This is a genomic window from Coleofasciculus sp. B1-GNL1-01 (genome assembly GCF_040220235.1).
In the GTDB taxonomy this organism is placed as follows: domain Bacteria; phylum Cyanobacteriota; class Cyanobacteriia; order Cyanobacteriales; family Coleofasciculaceae; genus Coleofasciculus.
In genome coordinates this window covers 100,187-121,013 of sequence record NZ_JAVJTO010000047.1, presented here as the reverse complement: position 1 = coordinate 121,013, position 20,827 = coordinate 100,187, and the positions used below count along the sequence as shown (strand labels likewise).

At 45.0% G+C, this 20,827-nt stretch carries 16 protein-coding genes; 9 read left to right on the top strand and 7 right to left on the bottom strand.

Annotated elements, in window-relative coordinates; all coding sequences use genetic code 11:
* The first annotated feature begins 911 nt into the window (after window positions 1-911).
* From RID53_RS11210 to RID53_RS11200, 3 genes are all read left to right on the top strand, one after another.
* A complete protein-coding gene (locus RID53_RS11210) occupies window positions 912-2,486 on the top strand; it encodes an ammonium transporter (RefSeq protein ID WP_446388176.1) in 1,575 nt (524 codons plus the stop codon).
* A gap of 152 nt (window positions 2,487-2,638) precedes the next feature.
* Window positions 2,639-3,478, top strand: coding sequence for a GDSL-type esterase/lipase family protein (locus RID53_RS11205; RefSeq protein ID WP_446388180.1), 840 nt, complete (start codon window positions 2,639-2,641; stop codon window positions 3,476-3,478).
* Window positions 3,479-3,643: 165 nt separating this feature from the next.
* Window positions 3,644-4,852, top strand: a complete 1,209-nt coding sequence (locus tag RID53_RS11200) for a 4-hydroxy-3-methylbut-2-enyl diphosphate reductase (protein WP_446388175.1) — start codon at window positions 3,644-3,646, stop codon at window positions 4,850-4,852.
* 100 nt (window positions 4,853-4,952) lie between these two features.
* On the opposite strand, the gene RID53_RS11195 is transcribed toward RID53_RS11200, so the two are convergent.
* Both RID53_RS11195 and RID53_RS11190 read right to left on the bottom strand, forming a co-directional pair.
* Window positions 4,953-5,744 (bottom strand): glutathione S-transferase family protein, encoded by a 792-nt coding sequence (locus RID53_RS11195; protein WP_446388174.1) that lies wholly within the window; start codon window positions 5,742-5,744, stop codon window positions 4,953-4,955.
* Between the two features lie 96 nt (window positions 5,745-5,840).
* Window positions 5,841-6,617 carry an MBL fold metallo-hydrolase gene (locus tag RID53_RS11190; RefSeq protein ID WP_446388173.1) on the bottom strand — a complete coding sequence of 259 codons (777 nt, stop codon included), beginning with the start codon at window positions 6,615-6,617 and terminating at the stop codon, window positions 5,841-5,843.
* Between the two features lie 719 nt (window positions 6,618-7,336).
* Between RID53_RS11190 and RID53_RS11185 the strand changes: the two genes are divergently transcribed.
* The gene (locus RID53_RS11185) at window positions 7,337-7,579 is read left to right on the top strand and encodes a hypothetical protein (protein ID WP_446343977.1); all 243 of its coding nucleotides are present in this window, start codon (window positions 7,337-7,339) and stop codon (window positions 7,577-7,579) included.
* A 788-nt stretch (window positions 7,580-8,367) separates the two neighbouring features.
* On the opposite strand, the gene RID53_RS11180 is transcribed toward RID53_RS11185, so the two are convergent.
* Window positions 8,368-9,051, bottom strand: a complete 684-nt coding sequence (locus RID53_RS11180) for a carbonic anhydrase (RefSeq protein ID WP_446388172.1) — start codon at window positions 9,049-9,051, stop codon at window positions 8,368-8,370.
* 392 nt (window positions 9,052-9,443) lie between these two features.
* Here RID53_RS11180 and RID53_RS11175 point away from each other — a divergent pair, with 392 nt between their 5' ends.
* Both RID53_RS11175 and RID53_RS11170 read left to right on the top strand, forming a co-directional pair.
* Entirely contained in the window at window positions 9,444-9,569 is a 126-nt protein-coding gene (locus tag RID53_RS11175; protein ID WP_446388171.1) for a hypothetical protein, read from the top strand.
* Window positions 9,523-11,787 (top strand): GspE/PulE family protein, encoded by a 2,265-nt coding sequence (locus RID53_RS11170; RefSeq protein ID WP_446388170.1) that lies wholly within the window; start codon window positions 9,523-9,525, stop codon window positions 11,785-11,787. Before RID53_RS11175 ends, RID53_RS11170 begins: the two co-directional genes overlap by 47 nt.
* Window positions 11,788-12,049: 262 nt before the next feature.
* Here RID53_RS11170 and RID53_RS11165 read toward each other — a convergent pair whose 3' ends face one another.
* A complete protein-coding gene (locus RID53_RS11165) occupies window positions 12,050-13,381 on the bottom strand; it encodes a sensor histidine kinase (protein WP_446388169.1) in 1,332 nt (443 codons plus the stop codon).
* A gap of 261 nt (window positions 13,382-13,642) precedes the next feature.
* Window positions 13,643-14,707, bottom strand: a complete 1,065-nt coding sequence (locus RID53_RS11160) for a diguanylate cyclase domain-containing protein (RefSeq protein ID WP_446388168.1) — start codon at window positions 14,705-14,707, stop codon at window positions 13,643-13,645.
* 546 nt (window positions 14,708-15,253) lie between these two features.
* Here RID53_RS11160 and mnmA point away from each other — a divergent pair.
* A complete protein-coding gene (mnmA, locus tag RID53_RS11155; RefSeq protein ID WP_446388167.1) occupies window positions 15,254-16,318 on the top strand; it encodes a tRNA 2-thiouridine(34) synthase MnmA in 1,065 nt (354 codons plus the stop codon).
* A 569-nt stretch (window positions 16,319-16,887) separates the two neighbouring features.
* The gene (sat, locus tag RID53_RS11150) at window positions 16,888-18,060 is read left to right on the top strand and encodes a sulfate adenylyltransferase (RefSeq protein ID WP_446388166.1); all 1,173 of its coding nucleotides are present in this window, start codon (window positions 16,888-16,890) and stop codon (window positions 18,058-18,060) included.
* A 194-nt stretch (window positions 18,061-18,254) separates the two neighbouring features.
* Here sat and RID53_RS11145 read toward each other — a convergent pair whose 3' ends face one another.
* Together RID53_RS11145 and RID53_RS11140 are read right to left on the bottom strand one after the other, a co-directional pair.
* Window positions 18,255-18,668 carry a TIGR02588 family protein gene (locus tag RID53_RS11145; protein ID WP_446388165.1) on the bottom strand — a complete coding sequence of 138 codons (414 nt, stop codon included), beginning with the start codon at window positions 18,666-18,668 and terminating at the stop codon, window positions 18,255-18,257.
* Between the two features lies 1 nt (window position 18,669).
* Complete coding sequence (locus RID53_RS11140) at window positions 18,670-19,548, bottom strand: TIGR02587 family membrane protein (protein WP_446388164.1); 879 nt, start codon at window positions 19,546-19,548, stop codon at window positions 18,670-18,672.
* 356 nt (window positions 19,549-19,904) lie between these two features.
* Here RID53_RS11140 and RID53_RS11135 point away from each other — a divergent pair, with 356 nt between their 5' ends.
* The gene (locus tag RID53_RS11135; protein WP_446388163.1) at window positions 19,905-20,678 is read left to right on the top strand and encodes a TrkA C-terminal domain-containing protein; all 774 of its coding nucleotides are present in this window, start codon (window positions 19,905-19,907) and stop codon (window positions 20,676-20,678) included.
* Window positions 20,679-20,827 lie beyond the last annotated feature (149 nt).

The following is a 20,827-nucleotide window of genomic DNA, read 5'->3' as shown; positions in this document are numbered from 1 at the left end:
TCTGAGTCGTCGAAACCTTTACCTGGAGTAGGTTTCGAGCATTTTTGACCGACACTGAATTTTGACAGAGTGTTGAAAGCCTTATTCTACGGTTAATCCAGGGTGTATGAGCCTTTGGGCAATTGTGGTGAGAAATCCGGGATTGATTATTGATTGACTCCGTACCTCCGTCAATCCGCTCCCTATCTCCACCTTAGACATTGTGGGTACTCACCTGCGGCTCGATACAACCCGCTCGTCTTGAAGGTGGAGACTTCCGCGTCACGTTAAATTATCACCTCTGAAGCTTTTCTCTGGAAAGATTAGCTATAACAATCAAAACTTAACACCAAATAAATTTTTATTAAGTAATTAAGACGTTATTTGAGAGACCTAAATTCTTAGGCTTATTTAAATCTTAATCATTGTCAAATCAATAGGCTTAGGCAAAATCAAAAGGGCGGTTCGCTCTCGCGTGAAAAACCGTCAACTCAGGCTACCAAACTGGTGGCGGGTTGACCCAAGTCTTGATGACAGAAGCTCTCAGCTAGGGGGCTACCGCAATATATTTTAAGGACTCACGCCCCAAAAAGTATATTTTGTTACAGAAATATCCAGCCAAAAAATCGAAGATTTGAAAATTTCCTAAAGATAATGAACCCAGTTATTGAGAAGAATTGAGGCTCTTGACTATCTGGCAAGTTATTTGTAGGGTTTTGTCTAACGTAGACAAGCCAACTTACCAAACTCCCGATTCCTTAATCAGGCAGCAACGTTATAAGCTGGCACGTAAACCAAAGAAAATAGGCACAGAGTTCTGTCATACTTAGGTACTTATCCCTCTTCTAAGTCAGACTTCCAATGACTTTATTTACCGCTTCTTAGCTCAATGTTAGGATGTGTTCCACCAGAAATACAGGAAAGAGAACGAAATGATGTCTAGACGAACGTTCGAGAAAACTTTCGACCGAAAAAAGTCTCCCCCAAAAACTAGACAAGTTGATTTACCAAATGTTTCCCCCTCCTTCTGGGATTCTCCCTATTTCGATCCATTGAAAACCATCGCTAGATCCTTTTCTCCCTACTGGCTGGCTTGTATTCCCCTAACAGCAATTATTGTCGTGGTTTGGAATACGGCAGCCATTGCTCAAACGGAGGCAGTTGACGCCGATGCCATTGCCCAACTTCAGGGAACCTTAAACGCCATCTGGGTATTGATTGCTGCCATTCTGGTAATCTTCATGAATGCCGGATTCGGTATGCTGGAAACCGGATTCTGTCGTCAGAAAAATGCGGTTAACATTCTCTCCAAAAACCTGATTGTCTTTGCCCTAGCAACCATTGCATTTTGGGCAATTGGGTTTTCCTTCATGTTCGGTGCAGGAACTGGATTTATTGGTTTGGGTGGATTTTTCCTAACTAGCACCGATCCGGGTACTTATGGACTTGATCCATTCCCTACAGGCTTACCGATATCCGTGTTTTTCCTGTTCCAAGCTGCCTTCGCCGGAACTGCTGCCACCATTGTTTCGGGTGCGGTTGCTGAACGGATTAGGTTTATTGACTTTCTCGTTTTCAGTCTTTTGTTGACGGGAATCTCCTATCCGATTACCGGACATTGGGTCTGGGGTGGTGGTTGGCTAGGAGGCATGGGCTTTTCCGACTTTGCTGGCTCAACCGTGGTTCACTCGGTTGGTGGTTGGGCGGCGTTGATGGGAGCAGCCTTTCTTGGACCCCGTGAAGGGAAATATAGAGACGGTCAAATCAATGCGATTCCCGGTCACAATATGAGTATTGCCACACTAGGATGCTTGATTCTCTGGATCGGCTGGTTTGGATTTAACCCTGGTTCTCAGCTAGCTGCCGATGCCGAAGTTCCCTACATCGCAGTAACCACAAACCTTGCTGCTGCGGCTGGCGGTATTGCTGCCACGATTACCTCTTGGTTAAAAGATGGTAAACCTGACCTATCGATGATTATTAACGGCATCTTAGCTGGCTTAGTGGCGATTACCGCCCCCTGTAATGCCGTTTCCTATCTATCAGCCATCATAATTGGTCTGATTGGGGGCATTATCGTGGTTTTTGCGGTTTCCTTCTTTGACAATATCCATATCGATGACCCCGTGGGTGCGATTTCTGTCCACTTAGTTAACGGGATCTGGGGCACCATTGCTGTTGGTATCTTCACCTTCGCTGAAAATGATGCGGGTCAACGACTCGGCTTGATTTATGGGGGAGGACTCGGTCAACTGGGTGTTCAACTGTTGGGTATCCTCTGTGTAGGCGGTTTCACCGTTGCATTTAGCTCCATTGTTTGGCTAGCTCTGAAAGCGACTTTGGGACTACGAGTACACGCCGAAGAAGAAATCCATGGCTTGGATATTAGCGAACATGGAATGGAAGCCTACAGTGGATTTGTTAAGGAATCCGATGTGTTGACCAGTAGCTCCTTTGGTAGCGTCAGTGGTAGTACGGCGGACATTCCTCGCGGCTCGGAAGTTTAACGGGAGCGCTTTTGGTTCGGGACGCTGGTTAATTTGTTAATACCATCTTGTCGGGGCAATTCATGAATTGCCCCTTTGTTATTGTTTTTGTGATCGGCAACAGTGGAATAGAACTACAATCTGATGAGAGAGCCGATGCTGAATCTAGACAAGTGTCCATAACCTCGAAAAGCTTTCCAACTTGGGCGGTGTTCTCCCTCGCTGTCAATGGCGTACTGGTGCTAGCGATCGCGAGTGTATTGCTGCGCCAATACCAAGGAGCTATCCCGTCTGCGGTTAGCCAGTCTCTAGCCACTGATGCGACTCCAGAAGCAGAAGCAACCCCTACCCCTGTCCCCGAACTCGGGCCCCGCCACCAGTTCAATTACCAGCAGTGGGTGGCGCTGCTGGAACAAGAAGCTGAGGTGATGGTGAAGCAGAAGCCGGAGGATTTAGCCATACTTTTGGGAGATTCTATCAGTCTCTGGTTTCCCAATGAGATGCTACCCACGCAACGAACCTGGCTAAATCAGGGAATTTCTGGGGAAACGACAGCCGGATTGCTAAATCGCTTGGATGTGTTGGATCAAACCCAGCCAGAGATCATCTTTTTGATGATTGGCATCAATGACGTCATTCGAGGGATCACCGATGAGACGATTTTAGCCAACCAACGGCTGATTATTCGCTACCTACGGCGCAATCATCCCCAAGCCAAAATTATTGTCCAATCGATTTTGCCCCATAGTGGGGAAAACGCCACCTGGGAAGGGCGCGATCGCCTCTTGGAAATCCCCAACAGTCGTATCTTAGAGATTAACCAGCGATTGAAAGCGATCGCGGAGTCGGAAGATGCCATTTACCTGGATCTCTATCCCCTATTCGCCGATACCGAAGGCAATCTGAAAATGGAATTGAGTACCGACGGCTTGCACCTAAATCCTCAAGGCTATTTAATTTGGCACTATGCTCTACAAGTTACGGATCAACTCGTTCTCGATGGCGGTTTGTGACGAGGGATGGGGAGATGGGGGAGCTGGGGGTGAGAATTCCCAATCAACGAATGACAAATGACAAATGACAAATGACAAATGACAAATGACAACTGACCCAACCGAATTCATTTTATGATCGAAGGGAATTAAGAATTGTATACACTCATCTGCTAGACAAGTTTCATGGATACAAAAGCCTTCAAACGTTCACTCCATAGTTCAGAAAACTATCACCGTAAGGGATTTGGTCACGATGCTGAGGTGGCGACTCAGCTTCAATCCGAATATCAAAGCAGCTTGATTCAAGAAATCCGCGATAATAACTATCGACTCAAACGGGGAAATGTGACCATTCACCTGGCAGAGGCATTTGGCTTTTGCTGGGGTGTGGAACGCGCTGTGGCTATGGCGTATGAAACTCGCCAACATTTTCCCACTGAGCGCATCTGGATGACGAATGAAATTATTCACAATCCCTCCGTCAATCAGCGCTTACAGAAGATGAACGTCAACTTTGTCCCCGTTGAGGATGGGACAAAAGACTTTACCGTCGTTGGTGCGGGTGATGTGGTGATTTTACCCGCCTTTGGTGCCAGCGTTCAGGAAATGCAACTGCTCAATGATAAAAACTGTAAGATTGTCGATACCACCTGTCCTTGGGTGTCTAAAGTGTGGCATACGGTGGAGAAGCATAAGAAGAAAGAATACACCTCCATTATCCACGGCAAATATAAGCACGAAGAAACCATAGCCACCAGTTCCTTTGCTGGGAAATATTTGGTGGTGCTGAATCTGCAAGAAGCCGAATATGTCGCCGACTATATTCTCAATGGTGGGAATCGGGACGAGTTTTTGGCAAAATTTAGCCGCGCCACGTCCGAGGGATTTGACCCGGATCGGGATTTGGAGCATATTGGCATAGCCAACCAAACCACCATGCTCAAAAGCGAAACCGAGCAAATTGGTAAGCTGTTTGAGCGGACGATGATGAAAAAGTATGGTCCAGTTCAGCTAAATCAGCATTTCCAGAGTTTTAACACCATCTGTGATGCCACTCAAGAACGGCAGGATGCAATGTTAGAGTTGGTGGAAGAACGGTTAGATTTAATGGTTGTGATTGGTGGTTTTAATTCATCCAATACCACGCAACTGCAACAAATTGCCATTGAACGGAAGATTCCGTCTTATCACATCGATAGCGCTGAGCGAATTGGTCCGGGGAATCGGATTGATCACAAGGTACTGCATCAAGATATGACGGTGACGGAAAATTGGCTTCCAGAGGGTGAAATTGTTGTCGGTGTAACGTCTGGAGCATCTACACCTGATAAGGTGGTTGAAGATGCGATTGAGAAGATTTTTGAGTTGAAAGCCACTCCGGTAGCTGTTTGATTTTGGTTCGGTTAGTGTATCGATTCAGTAACCCCAGTTAACGGTCAAAAGGAACAAGGTAGGGGCATGGCAGTGCCATGCCCCTACATATAGCTGATGTTTATTCAATCTCAATAGAGGTTGGTTGCGAATCGCTGGTTCCCGTTGTGGTCAATGGCGTGCGATACTCAGCATAGAGGCGATCTCGCCAGTCGAAGAAGGTTTGATACACGCTACTATCGGCTAAACCAGGAATACCTTTCCCTTTCAGGGAGTCAGGCAAATCCAGATAGGAACCTTCGGGAAATTTCAGCAGTAAACTAACCCCAGCTACGGCAAAATCAGCTAAACAGGGACTGTCTGTGACCAGATAGGGGCGATCGGACAAAATTAAGCTGAGGGCTTCTAAGTCTTGCTTCAGGCTGTCTCTGGCGTCTTTGAGAGCGTCTGCACTGCAACCGAAACCAATCCCCAAAACCTCAAATACTTCTGCTGGAACACCACCCAGAACGGTTTTGAAGAAATCTGGCGTATCTTTGGGTAAGACTGATGTGCGATAGCTGGGATTGTGACTTAATGCCCCATAAAAGACTTTACGACTTTTGACACCAATGGATTCATCCGCCCATTCTTCCATCAGCAAGCATTGGGCGCGTTGGTAGGGATCGGTGGGAATTAGGGGCTTGTCGGGATACTTGCGATCTAAGTACATCGCGATCGCAGTTGAATCAGCAATGACGGTATCCCCATCTTTGAGAACCGGGACTTGCCGTTGACCCGATAAGCGATACAAGTCTAGCTGTCCGATTCCGGGAGTGACTTCAATTTTGCGATAGGCTAGCCCTTTGTAATCGAGAATCAGCCGCACTTTTTCCGAAAACTGCGACATTTCAAATTGATACAGTTCCAACATGATTGATCTCCTTAGGGTTTAGTTTGATCGTTTGTCCTTTGTCCTTGAGGATTGCCTAAATTGAACCAATAACCCAGGACAGTAATGTGCAAAATACTAAGCCATTTGAGGTGTCAGGTTAAGTTCCAGCGCTTCTTTTGGCTGAGGGTCAATCACTTGAGTGGATAGGTTGTGCTGTGCCAGTTGCGATCGCAACTCCTCCAGACTACCAACCTGATTCAACAGGGAATCTAGCACTCCCTCGTACTGAACTCCACCTCCGGCGGCTGTGGGTAGAAACACTTGGGGTTGCACCCATTGTGCCAATTGCAGTGCGGTACGATGACCTTGGATAATCGGTCCAAGCACAGGTAATTCCAACGTCACCACGGGACTAATCACCACATCGATGGGAGCATACTCTTTTAACTGATCGGGTGGATACCCGTGAGGTTCATAATATAGACTTGTGCCACTCTCTAACTGTTTGACCAGATAGGCGTTTTCCTGCAAAAAAGGACCAATCGGTGCCCCTGGTAAGGCGCGGATTTCAATTTGGTCAGCGAGGGTGAAGGTTTGACCAAAGGCTAACGCCGTCACCTGAGTATAGCCCAACTCTTTTACCACCGTTGCTGCATTCTCTGAACCAACAACAGGGATAGTCTTGTCCAGCTTTTCTAGAGTGGGTCTGTGGGCGTGATCCTCTAATCCCTGGGACAGCAGAATCAAGTCTATCTGATCAGGAAGTTCATCCAAGGCTGGAGATTTGTCGCCTTTGAACAACCAGGGAAGATTGCTAAAGACTAAGGAATCCACAAGCCAGGGATCAATCAGGATGTGTTTTTGCCCAAGTTCGAGTAGCCAGCTATTGGCGCCGAAGTAGGTTAGGTGCATTGGCAGTCCGACTAATATAATTTCATCTCTACCCCACTATTGTAAAGTTTCGTGAAGTTTCTGCCCGTTGCCTGGGGGTGAGGGGGGGACGGCTGACTTGTCACGGCGTATAGTTTTGATTGTGTAGGGGCGGGTTTCACTACTATCTTGTCGATTGCACCCAGATGCAACTAAACCCGCCCCGACTTTATTTTTCGATTCAAAAGATCGGACATGGCGTATGATCTTTCAAGAAGTATGACAGATTACCTCTGTGACTGGGACTTGGTATCAGGTGCAAACACATGACGAATGACAAATGACAAATGACGAATAACGAATGTTAGGGTAGAGACAGATACAGGGAAATCTACCAAAAGCTAGTCGGAACTGTTAAGCATTTAAACTCTACCGTAGGGTGGGCATTGCCCACATCCATGTCAACTTAAGCTCAACCCCTCACCCAAGCCAGCCCTCACCCCCAGCCCCTCTCCCAAGCTTGGGAGAGGGGAGCAAGAAGGGAGCAAGAGGGCAGCAAGAGGGCAGCAAGAGAATCCGGTTCCTTTTCTCCCGTGCAAAAAAGCGATAGCATCCTCTGTCATCCCCCTATTGCTTTTCACCTTAAGTTGACACCAATGCATTGCCCACCAACGCTTAGTCAGTATCATTCATCGAGACTCAATGTAAATGCATGACAGCTTCCCGAAATTTCTATCCAAGAATTAATTAGCTGATTTTCCATGTCAACCTTAATTGAAAAATTACTTGCAGCAGGCTGGTGTTATGAAAGCAATCGACCCAGCCATAATCATGAAAAGACCGAAATCTATAAAGATTGGGAAATTATTACCTATCCGGAATTGGCATTACATTATCTGCCAACTGGAGAATATTTTATTGGTTCCACGAATCCCAGCTTAGGGTCAAAAGTCTCCCAAGCTAAAATTGGCGTTATTAAAGCGTTGATTGATTCATCGGACTAGAATCACACATCGATAAGATAGCGGTAAAATCGACAAATTGACACCAGTCGCCAAATCGCTGAAACCCTATAGTTTCCGTCGAGTGGTGTCGATGGCTTACTGGGAAAGGGTTTGAGAGCTATGTTGGGTTCAATTTTTGGGCAGATGGCGTATAATTTTATCAGTGGTGTCGATTCGGCGGCTGAAACCCAGTCTCCGTAAGGCTCCCTGAGCGAACTGTTCCCACTCGCTGGGAAAACAAGTTGAATGTAAACATGGAAATTGAGCCAACGGAATTAGTTTGAGAGTTCCCACTCGCTGGGAAAACAAGTTGAATGTAAACGTTGCCTTGATTGTCAGCCCTCCATTGTTTTGACCCAAGTGTTCCCACTCGCTGGGAAAACAAGTTGAATGTAAACCTTTCCCCTTTTGCTGTTGAGTAAGAGGGGATTCAATTTATCGAAACCCTAAGGGCACGGCAATGCCGTGCCCCTACCTGTTTCATGTCCTTTTTTCCTGCTCAAATTGGGACTGGCTGCAACAACCGGAAACACTTAAAAATAAACGGTTTGCCTACTTCAATGGTAAAATCTAAGCTGTTCGGCATTTAAACCTTAATGTCAATAATGGTGAAATCCTTGTAGTGCGTTAAGCGAAGCCATGCCGCAGGCTTTGCATCTTGCTCGCTACTAATACCCAATTTAAATGCATAACAGCTTATTCCCCTGACAAAGGACAAAGGACAAAGGACAAAGGACAAAGGACAAAGGACAAAGGACAAATGACCAATGACCAATGACCAATAACAACTAATAAGACCCTTTAAAAATACGCTCTTGCTGTTCTGGCGTAATCCAAGTCGCCCTAGCAAACTGAGTTCTTGGGGGTACGAACTGACCTTGAACTGGGTTATATTCCATCACTTCTCCCGTTTCAATTTCATACACCCAAGCATGGAGTTGCAATTTCCCCGCTTTAAGTCGAGATTGAATCACCGGATACGTGCGTAGATTTTCTAATTGGTTAAGCACATTCTCTTGAATAGAAGCATTGAGCAGGTCTTTCCCTTCGTAGCTTTGGTAATGTTCCTTAATAATTCGCCGCGTCGCTTCCGCGTGTTTGAGCCATTCGTAAACCATTGGCATTTCCTCTTCCAGCTTGCTGAGTTTCAGTAAGCCTTTCATCGCACCACAATGGGAATGACCACAAACAATCACATCTTCAATCCCTAATGCATGAATCGCATACTCTACGGCTGCACCTTCTCCGCCGTTCGTCGCACCATAAGGGGGGATAATATTACCCGCATTACGGATGATAAACATTTCACCCGGCTCAGTTTGGGTAATCAGATTGGGATCAATCCGAGAATCGGAGCAAGTAATAAACAGAACTCGCGGATGTTGTCCTTGAGAAAGTAACTCAAATAGCTCCCGGTGAGCTGTAAAGTAATTGGTCTGAAACTCATGTAGACCCTGGATTAACTGTTTCATCGATCAACTTTTGTGCAGACAAGGGGACATCATAGTCTATGATCCCACACAAGCGTAAGTTGTCACCTATTTAATTTGATCGTTGAGGCTGACAGGGGAATGGGGGAGATAGGGAAGATGGGGAACACCTCGACCCTTCGACAGGCTCAGGGTATCGCTTACCTCGACTCCGCTCGGTAACACGCTCGGTGTGTCAGATGGGGGAGATAGGGAAGATGGGGGAGATTGTAGAGACGTTCCGGTGGAACGTCTGGGAGATGGGGAAGATGGGAAAATTGTGTAGGGGCGGGTTTTACTACTAACATTTCGTTGTCATCCTGATATAACTAAACCCGCCCTGACCTAACCGTTCAATTCTCGCAAATTGACGAATGACCAATGACCAATGACCAATGACCAATGACAATATCTGCTATAGTTGCAGCAAATCTGGTGCATCGACTGAAATGACCATCAATCGCAACAACTGTCATGTCTGTACCGATTTATTTCTCGGCGCTAGCGAAAATTTTGATTAAGGCGAGGTATGTTAACCCTCAGCAGATGGAGGAAGCGATCGCGCTCTTTTTACAATGGAGCGAATCTGTCCAACAACAGTCTACCGCTAAAGGCTCACGACGCACAACTCAATCGCCCCACCAACGCGCCGCTATCCTGATTGAGATTCTCGAATCCCTCACCGAGTCTCAAATCCCACCCCATTTACGGTGTCAAGTTACCCACTTCTTTTTACCCTTGCCTCCCTTTGCTAAAAAATTGATTCAATCGGGTTATGTGAATCTGGAGCAAATGCGAACCGCCTTGAGGGAAAGTCGAAAGTCAGGAAGACCTCTGACTAATGTTATTGAATCAATTACGGGTCGTCAGTTGCCACCCGACTTATTGCGCCAGTACAAGAAACAACAACTCTTTGAACTCAAAATACTTTACGGTGTTGAATCTCTTGATCCCGAACGGAGTGAAATTTCCAATCAAAAAATTAAGGAACTCATCGAACGCCTAATTTCTAGTGATATCTGTAGTCGCTATCGAGTACTTCCTCTATCGCAAACGGAGACTCAACCATCATCCCTACTTGTCGCCATGGTTGATCCTGATAATTTAGACGCTCAAGATGATTTGAACCGGATTCTGCGCCCTCAAGGAATTAAATTACGACGGATGGTGATTACCCAGGAAGACTATCAGCATCTACTGAATCAATATCGCGATCAAAAGTTGGCACAAGAGAAGAAAGAAGAAGCAGCAAAACAGACTGATATAAGCCGAGATCTTGATGATCTAGATACAGTCTCTGATGCACCCGAAGAAACTGAGACAGATTTATCTGAACCATTGAATGAAAGCGGTGGCGATCCCGTTATTAATCTCGTCAATAGAATTTTGGCTAAGGCATTGCAAGATGGAGTCTCTCATATTCATATCGAACCTCAACAAGAGTACTTAAGGGTGCGCTTTCGGAAAGATGGAGTCCTACACCAAGCGTTTAACCCTCTCCCCAAGACAATCAAAAATGCAATTTCTGCTCGCTTCAAAATTATGGCATATCTTGACATTACTGAACGGCGAATACCACAACAGGGTAGAATTCGGCGCATGTTTCAAGGTCGCTTTGTTGATTTTAGGGTTAGCATTCTACCCAGCCGTTATGGAGAAAGAATAGTTCTAAACATAGTAGATGATTCCAGTACCAAGATTGGCTTAGATATTCTTATTACCGATACAGATACCCTAAAGATTGTTAGAGATATGAAAAGTTGTCCCTTTGGACTGATTCTGGTCACTGGACCTACAACTTCAGGGAAAACAACGACTTCATTTTCGCTCTTAGCAGAACAGAATCAGCCGGACATGAATATTTTGACAATTGAAGATCCAATTCAGTATTCGTTACCTGGCATTACTCAGGTTCAAGTTCAGCACAACTTTAATCTTGATGTTGTGAGTAACTTGGAGTCTATAATCAGTCAAGATGCTGACGTCATTCTTGTTGGTAAAATTCAAGATAAAAAAACGGCAATTATGGCGACCAAGGCAGTGATGCAAGGACATTTAATTATCACTGAATTATATACAAAAGATACGGTTAGTGCAATAATGAACTTAAAGGAGCTTGGGGTAAATCCTTGGATACTCTCTGAAGCACTCCTAGGAGTCATTGCCCAGCGATTGCTGCGGCGAGTCTGTTCCGATTGTCGTATCCCCTATCAACCAAACTCCTCTGAATTAGAGCGATTTGGTCTATCTGCATTAAGTCAGGAGCAATGTACGTTCTATAAGGCAAATACTTTGCAACCTGAAGAAATTATTGAGGCGAGAGTTAAAGGAACACTTTGCCCCAAATGTCATGGAATAGGTTACAAAGGGAGAGTGGGTGTCTATGAGGTCTTGCGAAATAGTGAGCAGATACAACGTTTAATTCGGGAAAATGCACCAGAACATTCCATCAAAGATGTTGCCATCCAACAAGGAATGAAAACCTTATATAACTATAGCTTAAATCTTGTTAAACAAGGAGTTACCACATTCGATGAAGTGAAACGAGTCACCTGGAATGATGCCGTTTTAGCCGATGAAATTAATTGTAGAGATAAAACTGATTCTTTGGGTCGTTTAAATAGACGTTCTCTCGATTCTTGGCAGAAACTTGAGCAACTCGAACAACAACTGGAAAATCTGACTCGTCAGTATCAACAATTAAAACAAGAGTTAGAACAGTCTGAGAAGTATCAGTAAGCTGGTTTCGTAGTAGGAACTTTAGTGCCAGAAGCGCTAAAGCGCTGACTACAAACTATAAAGTCAGTGCCATTCGCCTTAAGTTGACACGGACGCACGTCGGTCATTAGTGTCAACTTAAGCTTAAAACGAAAGCAATACCTTGATGCTAACCCCACCCTAACCCTCCCCTTATCAAGGGGAGGGAACATTTCCTCTTAAGTTGACACGGATGCACGTCGGTGCGCCCCTACAGTACGTATGTCTTTTTGTTATAGATTAATTACTCTAATGGCAATAAAATTTCAAATGTTGTACCTTTTCCTAACTGCGACTGCATTAACAACTTTCCATCATGTTTCTCTGTGACAATTTGATGAGTAATCGCTAACCCTAATCCTGTCCCTTTTCCAACTGGCTTAGTCGTAAAGAATGTCTCAAATATCCGCTCTTGAATATCGGGTGCTATTCCTGAACCATTATCACTAATTTTTACCAAAACCCAGTCCCTTTTATCCTGTTGCACCAGGCGAGTATTAATTTCAATCTGAGGCTGCCATGAGCCAGACCCATTCCCAGCTTTTTCTGATTTTTCATTTAGCGCGTCAATAGCATTACTAATCAGATTCATGAAAACTTGGCTTAGTTGACCCGATGAACAATTCACAAGGGGCAAGTTCGCATAGTTTTTAATAATGTTAATTCCTTTCTTGAGGCGATTTGTCAAAATAATTAATGTACTTTCAATGCACTCATGAATATTAGCAGGCTGATGTCTTGACTCATCCATGTGTGAGAAGTTTTGTAGACTACCAACTATTTTGGTTAATCGTTCTGAGCCTAATTTCATGCTTTTCAGGATTTTCGGTAAATCCTCTAAGATAAAATCGAGTTCATAATCTTCTTTGAGTTGACTTAAATCTTCTGATAGCTGTGGAACTTCTGCGGCGTAGGCTGTCAAGAGTTCAATTAACTTGTCACAATAATCATCTAAAAATTCAAAGTTTCCGGTAATACACGCGACTGGATTCTTGATTTCATGAGCAATCCCCGCTACCATTTGTCCCAAACTTGCCATTTTTTCTGTTTGAATCATTTGAGCTTGAGTTTGATCATGCAAAAGCTGGGTAGTGAGTTCCTGAATTTGCGACTGAGCCACGAGTAATTGATGCACGTCTAGCAAGCGGTAGGTTCCTGACTCTAGTTCTACAATAATGGGTTCGTAAACAAATTTTGGTGTACGCTGAAGTGAGCGACGAGCCGCATCAACTATTTTTGTATCTCCTCTGAGGATTAAAACATCTGCATTGACAAAGCGGTATAACGAGTGCAGCGGACGTTTTAAGAACAGTTCTAATCCATAAGGACTGCTCATTTGTTCCAAAAACTGCCTTCGCGAAATCATGCCGATCAATTTTCTATGTTGGGTGAGAATAACTCCGGGTAATAGAGGATTTAATTGGAACGATTGAGCCACGTCTCTACCGGGTTGAACCGACTCCACCTGAAAGTGATAGAGATTGAGTTCTCGGATGGTAGAATCCAACGTCAGATTAGCGGTCTCGAATTGAGGCAAGACGCATAATTCGGGGTAAAAGTCTTGGAGAGAAACCATAAACCTATAAAATTAAACCTCTAATTTGTATGTAAACTCACAAATCAGCTATTTGTCATTTGGTTTGTAAAATGATTTAATAGTTGGTTTGTACAAAATATTCTAGAAAATGAAGATGCCCTGAAACGTTAATATCGTTTTAAGAAACGATTAAACTTTAATAAAGATCAAGTGAACACGGGAAATTAATCCAATTTAAGTAGAGAATCCCTGATATAAATATAAAAGAGAGACGGTTGAAGTTATCCATCAGCATTAATGCTAACGGGTATAAACAATCACGCGATCGCGTCCGGCTGATTTAGCTTGATATAATGCAGCATCGGCGGCGGCAGTCAATGTTGTTGGCGATCGTTGTGGATTCGGAATAATACTGGCGACACCAAGACTCAAGGTAACCCGTTGACTCACCAAAGAGGTTTCATGGGGAATGTTTAAAGTCCTCACGGCTTCTCCAATCGCTTGAGCCACCTGAATTGCACCATCGAGAGGAGTCAGGGGTAAAATGACCACAAATTCTTCACCCCCATAACGCGCTACTAAATCGGCGGGACGCTTAACTTGACGCTGGATAGCCGATGCAACTTTTCGTAAACAGTCATCACCCGCTTGATGACCGTAAGTATCGTTGTAGTATTTAAAACAATCAACATCACACATAATTAGCGACAGCCAAGAGTTTCCCACACAATGTTGTTTCCAGCATGTTTGTAAATAGTCATCAAATCGCCGACGATTAGCAACCCCAGTCAAACCATCAGACTTGGCGAGTTCCTCTAGTTGCAGGTTGGCGACTTCTAACTCCTGATAAAGCTGCTTGAGTAACCGGGTAGCTAGTTCGTGAATATACAACTGAGCCACTAATAATTGATAGGCGTCTAATAGGCGGTAGGTTTGGGTGGTTAACTCCACAGCGATTGGTTCATAGAGTAAGGCGGGAGGACGTTCTAAACAATGACGTGCTGCTGTAACAATTTGGGTATCCCCGGTTAAAACTAACACCTCAGTCTGGGCAAAACGATATAATGATTTGAGTGGTCGCCGCAAAAAGAGTTCCAGTCCATAAGGACTGCTCATCTGTTCCAGAAACCGTCGCCGCGAAAGTATCCCCATAAATGTCCCCTGTTCAATTAAAATAACTCCTGGTAATACAGGGTTTTGTTGGAATATCTGAGCCACTTCCTCTCCAGGTTGAGACGCTTCAAATTGAAAATTATAGAGAGGTAATTCTTGCAGTGTCGCATTTACACTCAATTGTTTTATCTCTGGGTAAGATGTCTCAAGTTGCATAGATGGCTGTTGTATGGAATACATCGATGAATCCATAAGGGTTCTCTCTTCTCTCTAGCAACTGTTAAAATTAAAATTTTAACACCGATTTGCAAATAGTTCGGATTTAAATTATACATTTTTACTCAATAGATTTACATTAAGTTAAGCAAATAAAACAAGGTTAAGATTGGGTTATTAAAAAGTAATCAGTAGAAGACTAAACGGGTAGCAAGTCGGTTGGGTCAAGGTAAGAGACCCAACGCAACAAAGATAACAATAGTTGAAGGGTAAGATTTGTATTGCAGTGAACTACAGGTATGACAGACAAACAACACAACCCGGTTTAATTTTGTTGGCTTTCCTACGTTAACCCAACCGACAATAGTGAAAGCTGAATAAGTGCTGTGGTGAGGGGGAGCGGGGGAACACCGAGCGAAGCCGAGGTAAGCGTTCGACGGCTCGACTGAGCGCTCGCCGAAGTCCGAGGTGTTCCCTCATCTCAACCGCCAACTTGAATGAAAGTCCGACTACTTAGCAGGTGGGGATGTTAGCCTAGATCAACAATTGATGTTTCAAAAGGATTAGTTGTCCATTCATGTCATGAAGAAAGTCGTCGTCGGTCTATCCGGTGGAGTTGATAGTTCAGTTGCCGCCGCTACCCTACATCATCAAGGCTATGAAGTCGTTGGTCTGACCCTGTGGTTAATGAAAGGCAAGGGTCAATGTTGTTCTGAGGGAATGGTCGATGCGGCGTTTATTTGTGAGCAACTGGGCATTCCTCATCATATTGTGGATAGTCGTGAGGTTTTTCAGGCAAATATTGTCAATTATCTGGTTTCGGGGTATGAATCGGGAATCACGCCCTTACCTTGTTCCCAGTGCAACAAAACCGTTAAATTTAGTCCGATGCTCGCCTACGCACGGGAGACGTTAGGCATTGATAAAATTGCCACAGGTCACTATGCGCGGATTCGCTATGATGCCAAGAGCGATCGCTATCAATTGCTGCGGGCGGTAGACTCGAATAAAGACCAGTCTTATTTCCTGTACGACTTAAGCCAAAACTTACTCGCCGCCTCGATATTTCCTTTAGGCGAACTTGAGAAAACGCAAACGCGACAGCTTGCGGCTGACTATCAACTCAAGACGGCTGAGAAGCCCGAAAGTCAGGACTTGTGTTTGGTTGAGTCCCATGGTTCAATGCGGAAGTTTCTGGATCAGTATATTTCCCAAACCACGGGAGATATTGTTGATACTAATGGTAAAGTCTTAGGTCAGCATCAAGGAATTCACCATTACACGATTGGGCAACGCAAAGGACTCGGCATTGCTGCACCTGAACCATTATACGTGGTGGCGATTGATGCAGGGGCGAATCGTGTCATTGTAGGCGATCGCGCTAGTGCAACTCAACCTGATTGTACCGTGGGGCGAGTCAATTGGGTATCGATTCATCCGCCAACGACTCCAATTCAGGCGTCTGTGCAAGTCCGTTATCGCAGTCGTCCCGTAGATGTGACGGTTATTCCCCTAGACGGGAATCGGATAAAACTAATTTTTGATCAGCCGCAGTTTAGCATTACTCCCGGACAAGCCGCCGTCTTATATGATGGAGAAATGCTGCTAGGCGGCGGAATTATTGAACGAAAGCAGGATGCAGTGTAGAGACGTGCCATGGCACGTCTGGGATATGGGGAGTTGTTCTGTAGGGTGGGCATTGCCCACCTACGGTAACTATTTTGGCAATGGTTCAATCTGTCCATGAGTAGGCTGGGTTTCGTTCCTCAATCCAGCACATTCTCTAGGGAGCGTAGCCTTAAACCAAGGGCACGGCAATGCCGTGCCCCTACGGAAGAATTGATTGGGTAGGGGCACGATACCATCGTGCCCTGATTTAGATCTCCTCCTCGTATTCTGGTGGGCAATGCCCACCCTACGGTATATCAAAGGTTTTGACGCTCCCCAAATGCTTATTAAGCGTGCCATTTGACAAAGAACCTCTCAACAGCCACGATATAGCACTACGAGGATACATTAGGACATCAGTTAGTCCAAGAGGGAACAGTAAAGAATGTCCTAACCTGTCTTAGTACCGCTATAACTGGGTAAGCTGGACGAATGACAAATGACAAATGACGAACGACAAATGACAAATGACAAATGACGAATAATTGCCCAGAACCCATAAAGCAGATTATTTTAGAGGTGCAGTTGACGCAATAAAGGAAAAAACATTGAGTAAGCATTCGGATGGAATCGCCCCTCATGGGGGTCAACTCATCAATCGCATTGCCTCAGAACAACAGCGATCTGAATTTTTAGAGAAAGCGGATTCCCTACCCAGGGTGCAACTTGATGCCTGGGCAGCATCTGATCTAGACTTAATCGCGATCGGTGGATTTAGTCCCTTGACCGGGTTTATGGAGCAAGGGGATTATGAGTCAGTCGTGGATAATATGCGTCTGGCGAATGGTTTACCTTGGTCTATTCCAGTTACTCTATCCGTTGATGAGAACGTTGCTGAATCGTTAAAGGAAGGCGACTTAGTGCGTCTGGATAACCAGGATGGGCGCTTTGTCGGCGTTTTAGAACTCACGCAAAAATATCGCTATGACAAAAAGCGGGAAGCGATGAATGTTTACCGCACCGATGAGGAGAAGCATCCAGGTGTCAAGGTGGTTTATAACCAAGGAGACGTAAATCTGGCGGGTCCAGTTTGGTTATTGCAACGGTATCCCCATCCTCTGTTTCCTAAGTATCAAATTGATCCGGCTCAATCTCGGACGTTGTTTAAAGAACGGGGATGGAAAACGGTGGTGGGTTTCCAAACCCGAAATCCCATCCATCGGGCGCATGAATATATCATTAAGTGTGCCTTGGAAATTGTTGATGGTTTATTCCTGCATCCCTTAGTTGGTGCAACCAAAAGCGATGACATCCCCGCCGATGTGCGGATGCGTTGCTATGAAATTATGATGGATAACTATTTCCCCCAAAACCAGGTGATTTTAGCGATTAACCCAGCCGCTATGCGCTATGCAGGTCCAAGGGAAGCGATTTTTCACGCGATCGTGCGTAAGAATTACGGTTGTACTCACTTTATTGTGGGGCGGGATCATGCAGGTGTGGGTGACTATTATGGCACCTACGATGCTCAGCATATCTTTGATGAGTTTGAGCCGGATGAATTGGGGATTATACCCCTGAAATTTGAACACGCCTTTTACTGCGAAGTGACGGAGACAATGGCAACAGCCAAGACAAGTCCCAGCACTCCAGATCAACGCATTCACTTATCAGGAACTAAGGTAAGGGAACTGTTGCGTAAAGGTGAGTTACCTCCGCCGCAGTTTTCTCGACCTTTAGTCGCGGCGGAATTGGCGAAGGCGATGAAGGTGGAAGATTGACATCTCCAACTTCCTGAAGTTCCCCTAGCCAAAAACTCGAAACTGCCTGTGCAGACGATCTACTGGGGGTTGGTGAAAGCCAAAACCATCCAAGTGTCGAAATCCCCTGAGCTTCGACAGGGGAGTAACCAGGAAATCTTCAAAGTGATTTGGGGAAGCCCACACCATAATCTTTGATTTGGTGTGGGAGGATGTCACGGTAGTTTATAACTAGCAACCCGTACCTTTAAGTCTCCCTCTTGAGGAGGGTAGCTAAAAATAAAGGCTCCCTCTTGAATTTCACCACTGGACAAAAAGTTAATAGTTTGTTCCCCTGATTCTTGAACGCCCGCTGCTGTTGTGAGTTCCGCCACCACCTGAACAGATTCTGCCGTTCTCCCCCCGCTATTGGTGACTGTGAAGGGAACATAATATTGCCTTTCTATTTGGCGAATGTCTATTTGTTTAACAGTTACACAGAGGATAGGGGGTTGACTGTCTCTACCCAGTCCTCTAAATGTGACCAGTCCCACAATTGTAATTAAAATGAACAGGGCAATTGTAAAGCTGACCCACTCCGCCGGGGAACGATGATAGGAATTCGTTTGATCGGGAGACTGATCACTCATATCATATCGCTAAACGTCCAGCAGCACCACCAATAGTTGCAGGTAGCCCTAATAACAGGGTATACCGTAACCACAAAAACCACGGATCACTCAAGCTAAGACGGTTGAAGAACCACAACATCAATGCTGAAGCCAACAGTGATATTAAATAGGATAAAATAGTTTTCCCGATAGGAGTTAATGAAATCCCTTTGAAGAGGCGATGTTGACTTTGGTTGGCAAAGCCAGCCGCAAAAACAATCCCATAGGAAATGAATAGGGATGCGGCAATAATGATCAACAGCCAAGGGGGTGATGCCGCCGCCGCTAGGGTGGGAATTTCGTCAGTCGGGGCAATACTAAAGGCGACAATGATTGCACCGATTAAGGTGGCACTAATATCAGCTATCATCGTCCGGAAACCCAGTTTTTTGATCGGCTGTAAGTATTGACTGGATTCAGATTCAGCCAATTGCTCCGGTAGTAGCGATCGCGCCATCGCCACACCCAAGGAAAATGGCACACTCTCAAAAATAACTTTTCCCAATGCTTCATCAATGGGAGTTTCTCCGGTAATGCGACGCAGCAAAATTAGAATAAACGTCGCACAGACAATGCCAATTGCCAATGCTTCCACACTTTCCATAGCGGCATGAAGCATCCCATCACGCCTACTTTTGCGAAAGCCTTCACTGCGATTAAATAAAAACACAACACTGTACGTAATGCTGATAATTGATAGTAATAGAATTGGTTCAATCGATGATCCAATCCACCAAACTTCCATTGTATAGAGTAGAGGAATGCCAAACAAACATCCGCCCAAAACCCCGCGAATTATCTGCTGAATTTCTCTTGCCCAAGCCTGCGATCGCTGTCGTGTTTGGAACTGTTTTACCATAGTTAATTAAACTGTTAAGTAGGTGGACATAATTAACGTGAACGGTGAAAAACTCGCTCCCTTGAGAAGCAAGCTACGTCGTTCGTCATTCTTCATTTGTAAGGGGTTGAGGCTTATTTGCAAAACTTAGTACAGTGCTGTTTTCTTTTGCCCGACCACTTAAAAAAAATAAAAAGTTGATTTTCTTACTTCGACTTAACCGACGCAAAATACTGACGATTATTTAGCGCTAATAAAACTGAATTTTACTGGTTTAACTATAACTTAATCAACCTTCTTTAGATAGAGATCATATTACACTATTTATTAATAAAGCAAACGTGTTCTTTTGAGAAAAACATTAGGGGAGGTAAAACTTGGCTGCACTGATTTCACTGTTGACTGTGATCAGCTTGTCGCTACTCATTACTCGCATTGCTACTGTGGCGCTGGCACTCACCGGACTGTCACGGGAATCGGCAAAGTTCCAGGCTCGCTCAGCGTTTACAGGGGTAGGCTTTACCACCAACGAAGCCGAACAAGTGGTTAGCCATCCGGTACGGCGTCGCATCTTGATGCTGTTGATGTTGCTAGGGAATGTGGGAGTGATCACCACGATTTCATCCCTAATCTTGACATTTTTGAACACAGCGAGTAATCAGCAATGGCTAGTGCGATCGCTGATATTGGGGATAGGACTAGCGGTGCTGTGGGTTTTAGCCACGAGTAAATGGATTGACCGTTATTTGTCACGACTGATTAATTGGGCATTGCACCGCTGGACTACGCTGAATGTGCAAGATTATGCCAATTTGCTACGTCTGTCTGGTGATTACACCGTAATGGAGATGGAAGTACAACCTGATGATTGGTTAGCAGATAGAGCGTTAGGGGAGTTGGGGTTGAGGCAAGAAGGTGTGGTAGTGCTGGGAATCCAACGGGAGAATGGTCGCTATGTGGGCGCACCGAAAGGACACACTCGCATTTGTGCGGGTGATGTATTGATTCTGTATGGTCGATTACCCTTGCTGAATGAGTTAGACCAACGAGGTGCGGATTGGACGGGTGAACAGTCTCACCAAAAAGCCGTTGCCCAGCAGCAACGGAACTTGGCAAAACAAGATCGGCAAGAGGCAGAGGATAACCTTTAGAGCGTCGGTTTCAGCATACCAAAGGACAAAGACGAATCGAGGAAAAGAGTCGGTAGACCGCAATGCTACAATCAGAGGGGGTAAGGGGGAAAGCTAGGTTTGATTCGCCATAAATTAAGGTCAATCCCAAATAGATTAGCTACATTAAA